The organism is Variovorax soli NBRC 106424 (assembly GCF_001591385.1).
Lineage (GTDB): Bacteria > Pseudomonadota > Gammaproteobacteria > Burkholderiales > Burkholderiaceae_C > Variovorax > Variovorax soli.
This window is the reverse complement of record NZ_BCUU01000125.1, coordinates 1-12,660: the sequence shown is the minus strand read 5'-3', so window position 1 is coordinate 12,660 and position 12,660 is coordinate 1. Positions and strand designations below refer to the sequence as shown.

General features: G+C 69.9%; 14 protein-coding genes. 12 read left to right on the top strand and 2 right to left on the bottom strand.

All coding sequences use genetic code 11. The annotated features are described in order from the left end of the window. The 3 genes from VSO01S_RS23705 to VSO01S_RS23695 form a co-directional block, all read left to right on the top strand. Positions 1 to 246, top strand: a 246-nt coding sequence (locus VSO01S_RS23705) for a helix-turn-helix domain-containing protein (RefSeq protein WP_281179864.1), incomplete at its 5' end; no start/stop codon positions are given. A 137-nt stretch (positions 247 to 383) separates the two neighbouring features. Further along, positions 384 to 851 (top strand): hypothetical protein, encoded by a 468-nt coding sequence (locus VSO01S_RS23700; protein ID WP_068645246.1) that lies wholly within the window; start codon positions 384 to 386, stop codon positions 849 to 851. Between the two features lie 170 nt (positions 852 to 1,021). Then, positions 1,022 to 1,330, top strand: a complete 309-nt coding sequence (locus VSO01S_RS23695) for a hypothetical protein (RefSeq protein ID WP_068645245.1) — start codon at positions 1,022 to 1,024, stop codon at positions 1,328 to 1,330. Between the two features lie 9 nt (positions 1,331 to 1,339). Here the strand turns inward: VSO01S_RS23695 and VSO01S_RS23690 are convergent, their stop codons facing one another. Beyond that, positions 1,340 to 2,056 carry a Crp/Fnr family transcriptional regulator gene (locus VSO01S_RS23690; RefSeq protein ID WP_068645244.1) on the bottom strand — a complete coding sequence of 239 codons (717 nt, stop codon included), beginning with the start codon at positions 2,054 to 2,056 and terminating at the stop codon, positions 1,340 to 1,342. 100 nt (positions 2,057 to 2,156) lie between these two features. Between VSO01S_RS23690 and VSO01S_RS23685 the strand changes: the two genes are divergently transcribed. From VSO01S_RS23685 to VSO01S_RS23650, 8 genes are all read left to right on the top strand, one after another. After that, entirely contained in the window at positions 2,157 to 2,915 is a 759-nt protein-coding gene (locus VSO01S_RS23685) for a class II aldolase/adducin family protein (protein WP_068645243.1), read from the top strand. A gap of 109 nt (positions 2,916 to 3,024) precedes the next feature. Continuing rightward, a complete protein-coding gene (locus VSO01S_RS23680; RefSeq protein WP_306301719.1) occupies positions 3,025 to 3,672 on the top strand; it encodes a UdgX family uracil-DNA binding protein in 648 nt (215 codons plus the stop codon). Then, the gene (locus tag VSO01S_RS23675) at positions 3,669 to 4,169 is read left to right on the top strand and encodes a hypothetical protein (protein WP_068645241.1); all 501 of its coding nucleotides are present in this window, start codon (positions 3,669 to 3,671) and stop codon (positions 4,167 to 4,169) included. The genes VSO01S_RS23680 and VSO01S_RS23675 overlap by 4 nt, the downstream gene beginning before the upstream one ends. 57 nt (positions 4,170 to 4,226) lie before the next feature. Next, a complete protein-coding gene (locus VSO01S_RS23670) occupies positions 4,227 to 4,880 on the top strand; it encodes a dioxygenase family protein (protein ID WP_084242076.1) in 654 nt (217 codons plus the stop codon). 106 nt (positions 4,881 to 4,986) lie between these two features. Next, positions 4,987 to 8,745 (top strand): response regulator, encoded by a 3,759-nt coding sequence (locus tag VSO01S_RS28200; RefSeq protein ID WP_153305399.1) that lies wholly within the window; start codon positions 4,987 to 4,989, stop codon positions 8,743 to 8,745. Continuing rightward, positions 8,742 to 9,101, top strand: a complete 360-nt coding sequence (locus VSO01S_RS23660; protein ID WP_068645239.1) for an Hpt domain-containing protein — start codon at positions 8,742 to 8,744, stop codon at positions 9,099 to 9,101. The genes VSO01S_RS28200 and VSO01S_RS23660 overlap by 4 nt, the downstream gene beginning before the upstream one ends. Next, entirely contained in the window at positions 9,094 to 10,143 is a 1,050-nt protein-coding gene (locus VSO01S_RS23655; RefSeq protein WP_068645238.1) for an adenylate/guanylate cyclase domain-containing protein, read from the top strand. The genes VSO01S_RS23660 and VSO01S_RS23655 overlap by 8 nt, the downstream gene beginning before the upstream one ends. Before the next feature lie 13 nt (positions 10,144 to 10,156). Next, positions 10,157 to 11,722, top strand: coding sequence for a TerC family protein (locus VSO01S_RS23650; protein ID WP_068645237.1), 1,566 nt, complete (start codon positions 10,157 to 10,159; stop codon positions 11,720 to 11,722). Here the strand turns inward: VSO01S_RS23650 and soxR are convergent. Further along, entirely contained in the window at positions 11,719 to 12,186 is a 468-nt protein-coding gene (gene soxR, locus VSO01S_RS23645; protein WP_068645236.1) for a redox-sensitive transcriptional activator SoxR, read from the bottom strand. The genes VSO01S_RS23650 and soxR overlap by 4 nt on opposite strands. Positions 12,187 to 12,274: 88 nt before the next feature. Here soxR and VSO01S_RS23640 point away from each other — a divergent pair, with 88 nt between their 5' ends. Next, positions 12,275 to 12,592: a hypothetical protein gene (locus tag VSO01S_RS23640; RefSeq protein WP_068645235.1), complete on the top strand. Its 318-nt coding sequence runs from the start codon at positions 12,275 to 12,277 to the stop codon at positions 12,590 to 12,592. Positions 12,593 to 12,660: the final 68 nt, after the last annotated feature.

Genomic DNA, 12,660 nt, shown 5'->3' with positions numbered 1-12,660 from the left:
CTGCAGCCCGCGAGCCTCGAGCGCAGCGCCACGCCGGCCGCCATGCCCGGGGCGCCGCGCACCATCAGCCTGCCCATCGGCACCTCCATGGCGGACGTCGAGCGCACGGTGATCCTGGCGACGCTCGAGCACTACAACCACCACAAGGAGCGCGTGGCCGCCGTGCTGGGCATCAGCCTCAAGACGCTCTACAACCGCCTGAAGGAATACACGGCCGAAGCCGAGAGCGAGCGTTCGAATTCGTGAGGGCGCGCCTGGCCGCGCCGGGGCCATCGCCCCGACCGGGCATCCGGCTTGCTTGACCAGCGGATTCACCGGGACCGTAGGCGCGACTTCCCAAGCCAAAGAGACAGCGCGAACAGGTCCGCGAGGAGGAGTTCGCCATGTCATCCGCCACCCTGCCTTCCGGGCTGCATGTTCTCCAGGCGCTGCACGAGGACTGGCAAACCGTCGGGGCGCTCGTCTCGGAAATCGGTGCGTTCCAGATCGAAGGACTGCCGCCGCACGGCGATGTCGAAATGCTGGTCGTGCGCCTGTGCGCGCGCCTTTACGCCCTGAGCCAGGTGGAGATGGAGCTGCTCTACCCGCTCCTGGAGAACTGCCCCGCGCTCGACTCGGGACGCAGCCTGCACGAACAGGTGGTGGGCGACGTGCATGCCCTGCTCGACGCCGTGGTCGAAGATGACCACTTCGAGGCGTCGATCACGCGGGTGGCGCAGCATGCGCACCTGCTGCGGCAGTTCGAATATGCCGAGATCTACCCGCGCTGCGCCGGCACGGACGTCGATTCGATTGCCGTGCAACTGTCCAGCCGGCGCAGCCAGCTGCTCGACAGCTTCAACACCGAGTGATGCGCTCGGTGCCCGCCCGGCACGGAATCCGGCAAATCTTGCAGCAATAACTGCCGCCCATCGCACCCACATACTTTCGGCTGATCGCCGAACGTCGTACGGCAAACTACGAATAGCATCTTGTTACAAGCCCGCCTATCCTCGCGCACCCCCGAACTCACGTGCGCAGAATGGATCTGGATTTCATCTATCAGAAGGTACAGGTGCTCAGCCCCAAGGCCGCCAAGATCGCGCTGCGCATGCTGGACCACGATCCGCACGTGCCCACGGAATGGGTGATGGCGCTGCGGCCGGCGCTGGTGATGCGCAGCAACGACGCCACGGGCTTCGCCGGCACCGACTGGATGACCATGGTGGCCATCGAGCGCCCAGGCATCCGCAAGTTCACCGAACGCTTCGAGAGCCGCGAGCAGCGCCACGCGCGCCTGTGGGTCACCAGCCTGCGGCAGGCTTCCCGCGCCGCGCTGAAGGAAGCGTAGCGAGCCGCCCTAGAAATCGTCCTGCCCCGTCGGGTCGGACACGGCCAGCTGCCCGCCAACGCGCAGGCGCTGCATGTCCAGGATCTCGATCTGCCCGTACCGCAGGGCAATGGCGCCGGCCTTGGCCAGCGTCTGCAGTTCCTTGTTGAGCGTGGGCCGGCTCACGCCCAGCATCCTGGCCAGGTTGTCCTGCGAGGTGCTCACGTGCATGCGGCCCCGGGTCGACTGGGAGATGTCGCCGTGCGCCAGCATCACCAGCCGGCGCGCCACGCGCTGGCGCATGCTCTGCAGTGTCTGGCCGGCCAGCGCCTCGTAGGCCAGGCGCAGGCGCCCGGCCACCAGCTTGGCAACGGCCCGGGCGAAGTCCGGGTCCTGCATCAGGGCTTCGAAGGCCCTGGCGCTCACCGCCGCCAGCTCGCATTCCTCCAGCGCGATGGCGTTGTGCGCCCGGCGCTGCGTGTTGTCCAGCAGCGCCACCTCGCCGATCCAGTTGCCCGGCTCGATGACCGTCAGGATGCCTTCCTTGCCGTCGCTGTTGAGGATCGAGAGCTTCATGCCCCCGCGGGCCAGGCCGAAGAAGGACGCGACGGACGGCCGCAGCACATCGCCCTGGCGATAGAGCACCTTGCCCGCGCCCAGCTTCATGGGCTGGGCCGCGTCCAGGAGCGCGCGGGCCTGCGCCTCGGGCAGGCTGCGGAACCAGGGGTTGTCTGAGAAAGCTTGCATGGCCGAAAAGCGCGCCCCGGGACTAACCCTGCATTGATAAGAAGGCGACAGTCTGCACGAGGCGCGCTTTGCATGATGGCGGAAAAGGAGACACACCCGCATGAACATCCCTTCCCTCCAAGACAAGGTCTCGCCCGAAGAGTGGCAGCTGCGCCTCGACCTGGCCGCCTGCTACCGGCTGGTGGCGCAGTACGGCTGGAGCGACCTGGTCTTCACCCACATCAGCGCACGCGTTCCGGGCCCCGAGCATCACTTCCTCATCAATCCCTACGGGCTGATGTTCGACGAGATCACCGCCTCCAGCCTGGTGAAGGTCGACCAGGGCTGCAACAAGCTCAGCGACTCGCCCTTCCCGGTCAACCCGGCCGGCTTCGTCATCCACAGCGCGGTGCACGCGGTGCGCGAGGACGTGCAGTGCGTGCTGCACACCCACACCCGTGCCGGCGTGGCGGTGAGCGCGCAGAAGAACGGCGTGCTGCCCATCAGCCAGCAGTCGACCTTCGTGCTGGCCTCGCTGGCCTACCACGACTACGAGGGCGTGGCCTTCCGCGACGACGAGAAGCCGCGCCTGCAGGCCGACCTGGGGCAGGCCGACTTCCTCATGCTGCGCAACCACGGCCTGCTCACCTGCGGCAAGACCATTGCCGACGCCTTTCTCTCGATGTACGTGTTCGAGTCCACCTGCCAGATCCAGATCGCCGCGCAATCGGGCGGCGGCGAGCTCACGCAGGTCGACCCGCGCATCGTGCAGGGCGTGGCCCAGGCCATGAAGGTGCAGACCGGCGGCATGGGCGGGCAGTTCGCCTGGCCGGCCCTCTTGCGCAAGCTGGACCGGATCGACCCCGGCTACCGCCAATAAGGCCGTTGACAAGGCCGTTGACGCGAAGGCCGGCCGCGCCCCTGGCTGACGCCCGGCGTCGGCGCCTTCCGGCAGCGCCCGCCCGTTGCGCGCGCATGAAATGGAGGGCGTGAGTTCCACCGCGCCTTCATCCTCGTCCAGCCCGCCGCGCCGCGCCGGGGCCAAGGCCACGCACGAGGCCCTGCGGCACGCGACCGACGTGTGCCGCGAGTGCCCCATCGGCGAACACGCCACCCAGTCGGTCATCGGCGAAGGATCGATGCGCGCCCGTCTGATGCTCGTGGGCGAGCAGCCCGGCGACCAGGAAGACCTGCAGGGCCACCCGTTCGTCGGCCCGGCCGGGCGCCTGCTGCAGCGCGCGCTCGACGAACTGGGCTGGCAGCGCGAGCGGCTCTACCTCACCAACGCGGTCAAGCACTTCAAGTTCGAGCTGCGCGGCAAGCGGCGCATGCACAAGACACCCGGCCAGCGCGAGGCCGAGGCCTGCCTGCATTGGCTGGAAAGCGAGGTCAGGCTCGTGCGCCCGCGCGCCTTCGTGGCCCTGGGCGCCACGGCGGCCCGCTCGCTGCTGGGCCGGCCCCTGTCGGTGATGCAGCTGCGCGGCCAGTGGCTGGACAGCCGCTTCGGCCTGCCGATGCTGGTCACGCTGCATCCGTCGGCACTCTTGCGCGGCGATCCGCAGCGGCGCGAGTCGGCCTGGGATGCCTGGCTGCGCGACCTGTCGGCCGCCTCCGGCTGGGTGGAGGAAGGCGCATGAAATTCGTGCTCCGCCTCTATGCCGTGGCCCACGTCTTCATGGCGCTGCTGTTCGCGGGCGCCGGGCTGATGCTGGTGGTCTCCGCGGCACGTGCCGGCTGGCAGGCCAGCATGGGCCAGTGGGGCCACGCCGCCTCCGAAGCCATGGTGGAGGCGGTGGGCGTGCTGGCCGCCGCGGTGGTCGCCATGCAGATCTCGCAGACCATCACCGAAGAGGAAGTGATCCGCGACGCGCACATCAGCGCACCGACGCGGGTGCGCCGCTTTCTCTCGCGCTTCATGGTGGTGATCGTGGTGGCCATTGCGGTGGAGGCGCTGGTCACCACCTTCAAGGCCCGCTCCGAGCCGCAGCTCATGCTGCACGCCGCGGCGCTGGTCGCGTCGGTGGGATTGCTGCTGGCCGGCTGGGGCTTGTTCATCCGGCTCAACCGCTACGCCGAGGAGCTGGAGCCCGAGGCCATGGCCGAAGCCAAGCGGGAAGACCGCAAGCTCAAGTAGGGTCAAAGCCGCCGGGCGCTTGATGCGCGGCGCGCAAGGCGCCATGCTCGCAGCGCCATGTCCTTCATTGCCCATTCCCGCGAACCCTCGATGCCCCGGCGCCGCGCGAGCGCCGCCGTGCTGGTGGCGTTTCCCGCCCTCTGCCTGGGCCTGGCCCGCGCGCAGCCGGGCGCGGGGGCACGCCGCGCGACGCCGTCGCAGACCGAGGGGCCGTTCTATCCGGTGCAACTGCCCGCCGACACCGACCACGACCTGCTTCGCAACGGCACACTGCAGCATCGGGGCGGCGATCCGGCCTGGGTCGAGGGCACGGTGGCCGACCTGCAGGGCCGGCCGCTGGCCGGCGCCACGGTCGAGATCTGGCAGTGCGACCAGTCCGGCCACTACCACCATCCTGGCGACGGCGGCCGCGCCGACCCGGCCTTCCAAGGCTTCGGCCGCGTGCAGGCCGACGCCGAAGGCCGCTGGCGCTTTCATACCCTGCGGCCGGTGCCCTATTCCGGGCGCACGCCGCACATCCATTTCAAGGTCAGGCAAGGCGCGCGCGAGCTGCTCACCACGCAGCTCTACGTGGAAGGGGCCGCGGGCAACGAGCGCGACTTTCTCTGGCGCAACCTGGGCCGCGACGACCGGGCCGCCCTCACCCGCCCCTTCGAGCGCGGCGCCGACGGCTGGCGCGCGAGCTTCCCGATCTTCGTGGCCGCGGCTTGAAAGCGTGGCCCGGCCAGGGGCGCCAGCATTAGACTGCCGCCCAGTGCGCCATGGCCCTTTCGCCGGCGCAAGCCACCACCGCTGAACGCAGGAGGTCTGTCGCCCCATGGCCCTGTCCCGCTCCCCGAGCAAACCGTCACCACGCGCACGACGCCGCGAGCCGCTTGCTTCCACGCCCGCCATGCGCATGGCCAACGCGCGCAGCGAGGCGCAGCTGCACGAATGCGTGGTCCGCGAGGCGGCTCGGCTCCTGGGTGCGCAGCGCGTCTTGCTGGTGCGCCGGGGAAAGACAGGCCTGGAAATCGAAGGCCGGCAGCTGCCGCGCGGCGAGCGCGGCGCGGACCTGCTGGGCGCCATCGCCCCTTGGCTGGAAGAAGCAGGCAAGACACGGCAAGCCCGCCTGCGCCACGGGCCCGAGGGCGCGCCGGCGACGATGCAACGCTCCTGCCTGGTGGCGCCGATCGTCGGCCGCACGGCGGTTCGCGGCTTTCTGTATGCCGACCTCGAAGGCCGGCACGGCCGCTTCGAGGCGCCGCAGCTGGCCCTTCTCGGCCTGCTGGCCGAAAACGCCGCACTGGCCCTGGACGCGATGGACGAACGGCGGTTCCACAAGAGCGCGCTGGAGGAAAACGCCGCGGCGCTGGTGCGCCGGGCCGGCGAACTCACCGTGGTCAACAGCATCCAGCAGGGCATGGCGCGTCGCCTGGGCTTCGACGCCATCATCCAGCTGGTGGGCGACAAGCTGCGCGAGCTGTTCCACAGCGGCGACGTCAGCATCGTGTGGTGGGAGCCGCAGGCCAACCAGGTGCGATCGGTCTACCGCTACGAGCACAACCGGCCGCTGCCCCTGCTGCCGGCGCGGCCGCTGCGGGCCGACGAGCCGATGGCCATGCTGCTGCGCGACCACCCGCAGGTGCGCGTGGCCAACACGCGCGAGGAGCAGACCCGGATCGGCCTGAAGCCCCACCCCGGCACCGACTGGGCGCATTCGATCGCCGCCGTGCCCATCGTCGGCAGCGAGCGGGTGCTCGGCCTGATCGGCCTGCAGGACCATGAGCGCGAGTACGCCTTCGGCCCGCACCAGATCAGCCTGCTGGAGACCGTGGCCACCGGCATGGGCCTGGCGCTGGAGAACGCGCTGCTGTTCGACGAGACGCAAAAGCGCGCCAGGGAAACGCGCGAGGCGCTGGCGCACCAGACCGCCGCGGCCGAGGTGCTGCAGGTCATCGGCAGCTCGGTGGCCGACACCGGGCCGGTGTTCGACAAGATCCTGGAGTGCTGCGAGCGGCTGTTCGAGGCCGCATCCTTTTCCCTGCTGATGAAGGACGAGCAGGACCGGCTGGTGCTGGTGCGGCGCCTGACCACGCGCGAAGGCCGCGCCGCCCTGGGCGCCGAGCGCGTCGATGCGCTGGACCGCGCACTGTCGGCCGCCTACCCCACGCCGGTGGACGGCACCGCGGCAGAAGTCGCGTTCCGCACCAACGACCTCTACGAGATCCCCGACGTGCTCGGCGACCCGGGCGCGCCGGCAGTGATCCGCGAGAGTGCGCGCCGGCTGGGCCGCAGCTTTGCCAACCTGGCCGCGCCGCTGGTCTGGGAAGGAAAAGGCATCGGCATCCTGAGCCTGCAGCGGCTCGAACTGGGCCCGTTCCGTCCGGCCGAACGGACGCTGCTCAAAACCTTTGCCGACCAGGCCGTCATCGCCATCCAGAACGCCCGCCTGTTCGCCGAATCGAAGGAGGCGCTGGAGCAGCTCACCGCCACGGCCGACGTGCTGCAGGTCATCAGCGGCTCCATGGCCGATGCGCAGCCGGTGTTCGACAAGATCCTGGAAAGCTGCCAGCGCCTGTTCTCCGGCGCGCAGATGGGCATCTCGCTCGTCGAGAACGGCCAGATGGTGCTGGGCGCGCACCGCGGCTCGGCGCGCGAGGTGCTCGAGAAGTACTATCCGCGGCCGCTGGAGCCGTCGCACCCCGGCGCGTGGGAATGGGGCCCGGGCGTGCTGCACGTGCCCGATGCGCTGGCCCAGGAGCACCTGCCGCAGTTCATGCGCGAGATCGCCAAGACCACCGGCAACTACGCCATCCTGGTCGCTCCGCTGATGTGGCAGGGCCAGGACATCGGCTCCATCCACGTCACGCGCCAGCCGGTGGGCCCGTTCAGCCACAAGGAAATCCAGCTGCTCAAGACCTTCGCCGACCAGGCGGTGGTGGCCATCCAGAACGCCGCGCTGTTCAAGCAGACGCAGGAGGCGCGCGCTGCCGCCGAGGCAGCCAACGAGGCCAAGAGCGCCTTCCTGGCCACCATGAGCCACGAGATCCGCACGCCCATGAATGCGGTCATCGGCATGAGCGGCCTCTTGCTGGACACGAAGCTCGACGCCGAGCAGCAGGACTACGCCGCCACCATCCGCGAGTCGGGCGATGCGCTCTTGACCATCATCAACGACATCCTCGACTACTCGAAGATCGAGGCCGGCCGCATGGAGATCGAGTCTCGCCCCTTCGAGCTGCGCGACTGCGTGGAAGCGGCCATGGACCTGGTGAGCACGCGCGCCACCGAGAAGCACCTGGACCTGGCCTACGTGTTCGAGGGCGACGTGCCGCTGGCCATCCGCGGCGATCTGGCGCGGCTGCGCCAGATCCTCTTGAACCTGCTGAGCAACGCGGTGAAGTTCACCGAAAGCGGCGAGGTGGTGGTGAGCCTGCGCGCGCAGCCCCTGCCCTCGGGCCAGCAGCGGCTGACCTTCTCGGTGCGCGACACCGGCATCGGCCTTTCGCCGCAGGGCATGGCGCGCCTGTTCCAGTCCTTCTCGCAGGCCGATTCCAGCACCACGCGCAAATACGGCGGCACGGGCCTGGGCCTGGCCATCAGCCGGCGCCTGGCCGAGCTGATGGGCGGCACCATGTGGGCCGAAAGCGAGGGACCGGGCCGCGGCGCCACCTTCTTCTTCACCATCGAGGCGCCGGCCGCCCAGGTGCCGCCCAGCCGGCGGCACGAGGTGCTGGGCGTGCAGGCGCAGCTGCAGGGGCGGCGCCTGCTGGTGGTGGACGACAACGCCACCAACCGCCGCGTGCTGGCGCTGCAGGCGGGCAAGTGGGGCATGGAATCGCTGCCGGTCGAATCGCCCGCGCAGGCCCTGCGCCTGCTGGAAGCCGGCGACGAAGCCTTCGACCTGGCCATCATCGACATGCACATGCCCGAGATGGACGGCGTGGAGCTGGCCCGCCGCGTGCGCCAGCTGAGGCCCGCGCTGCCGCTGGTGCTGTTCAGCTCGCTCGGGCGCCGCGAGTCGGGCGATGCGGAAAAGCTCTTCGATGCCTTCCTCGCCAAGCCGGTGCGGCAGTCGCAGCTCTTCGACACGCTGATGAACCTGCTGGCCGACCAGGCGGCCGCCAAAGCGCCGGCGCCGCGTGCCAGGGCTGGCGGCGACGAAGACCGCAAACCGCAGATCGACCCCGGCATGGGCCAGCGCCATCCGCTGCGCATCCTGCTGGCCGAGGACAACGCGGTGAACCAGAAGCTGGCCCTGCGCCTCTTGCAGCAGATGGGCTACCGCGCCGACCTGGCGGCCAACGGCGTGGAGGCCGTGCAGGCCGTGGCACGCCAGGCCTACGACGTGGTGCTGATGGACGTGCAGATGCCCGAGCTCGACGGCCTGGATGCCACGCGCCACATCTGCAAGATGCTGCCGCCCGGCGAGCGCCCCTGCATCGTGGCCATGACGGCCAACGCCATGCAGGGCGACCGCGAGATGTGCATCGAGGCGGGCATGGACGACTACATCACCAAGCCGATCCGTGTGGATCGGCTGGTCGAGGCGCTGGCCCGAGTGCCCGCCTACACGAAAGGATTGACGGCATGAGCAGCAGCAACAGCAAGAAAGACGCGGTGATCGACTCCGCCGCATGGACCGAGCTGGAACAGACCGCCGGCGCCGATTTCGTGGGCGAGCTGGTGCAGACCTTCCTGGAGGAAGGCCCGGTCATGCTGCAGGCGCTGCGCGATGCGCATGCCGCCGGCCAGGCCGACGACTTCCGGCGCAGCGCGCATTCGCTCAAGTCCAACGGCCTGACCTTCGGCGCGCTCGGCTTCGCCGCCAAGGCGCGTGCGCTCGAACAGGGCGGCCTGGCCGCCGCCACGCCCGCGGCGCTGAACGCGCTGCACGACGACTGGCAGGCGGTCGTCATGGCCCTGCAGGAGCGCATCTCCAATGGCTGAGGCCGGCGACACCCCGCCGGCCCGCCTGCTGGTGGTGGACGACAACAAGGTCAACCGCCTGCTGCTCACCCGCGGGCTCGAACAGCAGGGCCACCAGGTGGCCTGCGCCGAGAACGGCCGCATCGCGCTGGACAGGCTGCAGACCGAGGACTTCGACCTGATGCTGCTGGACATCGAGATGCCGGAGATGAACGGCTTCCAGGTGCTGGAGCGCCTGGCCGCCGACCCGCGCCTGCGCGATCTTCCGGTGGTGGTCACCTCGTCGCTGGAGGACATGGCCGACGTGGTGCGCTGCATCGAGCTGGGCGCGGAAGACTACCTGCACAAGCCGGTGAACGCAGTGCTGCTCAAGGCCCGCGTCGATGCAAGCCTGGAGAAGAAGCGCCTGCGCGACATGCAAAAGGAGATGGTGCGGCGATTCGCCACCTCCGAGGTGGCGCAGGACCTGCAGCAGTCGGGCTTCGCGCTGGGCGGGCGGCGCGTGCAGGGCTCGGTGATGTTCGCCGACATCCGCGGCTTCACCTCGCTGGTGGAATCCACGCCGGCCGAGGAAACCATCGAGCTGCTCAACACCTGGTATGCGCTGATGTTCGAGGCCATCAACAAGCACGGCGGCGTGGTCAACCAGATGATCGGCGACGGGCTCATGTGCATCTTCGGCGCGCCGCTGCCGGTGGACGACCACGCGGCGCGCGCCGTGCATGCGGCGCTGGACATGGTGGCCATGCTGCAGGTGCTCAACCACGAGCGTGCCGGCGCGGGCAAGTCGCTCCTGCGCATCGGCGTGGGCATCGCCACCGGCGAGATGGTGGCCGGCTACACCGGCACGCAGTCGCGCGCCACCTACACCTGCATCGGCAACACCGTCAACCTGGCGGCCCGGCTGGAGTCGCACACCAAGGAAGTGGGCCGCATGATCCTCATCGACCACGACACCTGCAACGCCGTGGGCGAACGCTGCGAGACCGAGGCGCTGGGCGCCGTGCAGCTGCGCGGCAAGGCCGCGCCGGTGGAGGTGTTCGCGGTGCGGGGCGCCCGCTGACCGCCCGCCGACGATGGATCTGCTGACCGACCCCACCGCCTGGGCGGGCCTGCTCACCCTGGTGGTGCTGGAAATCGTCCTGGGCATCGACAACCTGCTGTTCATCGCCATCCTGGTCGACAAGCTGCCGCCGGCCGAGCGCGAACGGGCGCGCCTCATCGGCCTCGGCCTGGCCCTCTTCATGCGGCTGGCGCTGCTGGCGGCCATCTCCTGGCTGGCCACGCTCACCCGGCCGCTGTTCAGCGTGGGCGAGCTGCCCATCTCGGGGCGCGACCTCATCCTGCTGGCGGGCGGCCTGTTCCTTTTGTACAAGGCCACGTCCGAGCTGCACGAGCGCCTGGAGGGCCTGCCGCAAACCAGCGAGCGCCCGCGACACCACGCCGGCTTCTGGCTGGTGGTGGCGCAGATCGTGGTGCTGGACGCCGTGTTCTCGCTCGACTCGGTGATCACCGCCGTGGGCATGGTCAACGACCTGCCGGTGATGATGGCCGCGGTGATCATCGCCGTGGGCGTGATGCTGGTGGCCTCGGGCCCGCTGGCCCGCTTCGTCAGCCAGCACCCGACGGTGGTGGTGCTGTGCCTGAGCTTCCTCTTGATGATCGGGCTGAGCCTGGTGGCCGACGGCCTGGGCTTCCACCTGCCCAAGAGCTATCTGTACGCGGCCATCGGCTTCTCGATCCTGATCGAGTTCTTCAACCAGTGGGCCCGGCGCAACCAGGCCCGGCGCCTGGCGCAGCGGCCGCTGCGCGAACGCACGGCCGAAACGGTGCTGCGGCTGCTGGGCGGTCGCCAGCGGGCCGGTGCGCCGCTCGATGCGGGAATTGCCGCCGATGCACCACCCGCCGAGGCACCCGCCTTCGCCGCCGAGGAGCGCCAGATGGTGAGCGGCGTGCTCACGCTCGCCGAGCGCGATGTGCGCACCATCATGACGCCGCGCGCCGACGTCTCGTGGGTCGACCTGGAGGACCCGCCCGAGGCGGTGCGCATCCAGCTGCTGGACTCGCCGCACGGCATGCTGCCCGTGTGCCGCGCGTCGCTCGACAACGTGGTGGGCGTGGGCCGCGCCGTCGAGCTGCTGGCCGCGCTCACCACGCATGGCCGGCTGGCGGCCGAAGGCCCGCACCTGCGCACGCCCATCTACCTGCCCGAGGGCACCTCCGTCATCCGCGCGATCGACGTGCTGCGCCAGGCGCGCGGCCAGCTCGCACTGGTCAATGACGAGCACGGCACGCTCAAGGGACTGGTCACGCCCATCGACGTGCTCGAAGCCATCGCCGGCGAGTTTCCCGACGAGGACGAAGGCCTGGAGATCCAGAAGATCGACGGCCGCCACTGGCGCGTGGCCGGCAGCGCCGACCTGCGCCAGCTGGAGCAGGCGCTGGAAACCAGCGGCCTGGTGAGCGAGGACGAGCGCTACGTGTCGCTGGCCGGGCTGCTGCTGGAGAACTTCGGCCGCCTGCCGCGCGTGGGCGAGACCTGGCAGCACGACGGCCTGCAGTTCCGGGTGGACGACGTCGATGCGCAGCGCATCCGCTTCGCCACCGTCAGCCGCATGCCGGCTGAGGAAAAGGCTGACTAGCGGGACAGCAGGCGGCGCGGCCCCGCGCCTTCGCTCCCCAGTTCGTCGTGCGGATTGCGCAGCCGGCACCGGTCGATCGACAGGCAGCCGCAGCCGATGCAGTCGTCCAGCTGGTCGCGCAGCTTCTTGAGCTGCGCCATGCGCTCGTCCAGCTCGGCGCGCCAGCTGGCCGACAAACGCGCCCAGTCGGCGCGGCTGGGCGCTTGGTCTGCCGGCAAGGTCTGCAGCGCCTGCGCAATGTCCGCCAGCGGAATGCCCACGCGCTGTGCGACGCGGATGAAGGCCACGCGCCGCAGCACCGCGCGCGCATAGCGGCGGTGGTTGCTCTCGGTGCGTTCGCTCGCGATGAGCCCCTTGGATTCGTAGAAGTGCAGTGCCGACACCGCCACGCCGCTGCGCTGCGCGACTTCGCCGACGCTCAGCGTGGGGGCCATGCCCTCCGGCAGCCGTGGTGTTGCGCCCATGCGAGAAACCCTTCGCGAAAAAAGTTGTTGACCTCAAGTTTAGTTGAGGTTTGAGACTGCGGGCTTTTCCACCCACCAAGGAGCCCTCATGGTCCGCATTCCCTCTTCCGTGTTCCGCATCGACAAGTTCGCCGTTCCGCAGGAGGCGCTGCCCGCGTTCATGCAGCGCCTGCACTGGATCGACCAGGCCCTGGCGAACCTGCCCGGCTGCCGGCAGAACCGCGTGATGACCGAGTGCAGCGGCAGCGAGTTCAACGTGGCCACGCTGGTGGAGTGGTCCAGCCACGACGCCATGGCCGCGGCGCGCGCGCACATCCAGCGCCACTATGCGCAGGAAGGCTTCGACCCGACCGAGTTCATGAAGCGGCTGGGCGTGCGCGCAGACATGGCGGTCTTCGCGGCCTGAGGCCGCCGGCGGCCGCCCCCGCTTGCTCGCCTACTTGCCCGGCTGGGCGGGCTGCCCGGTGCCGGTCG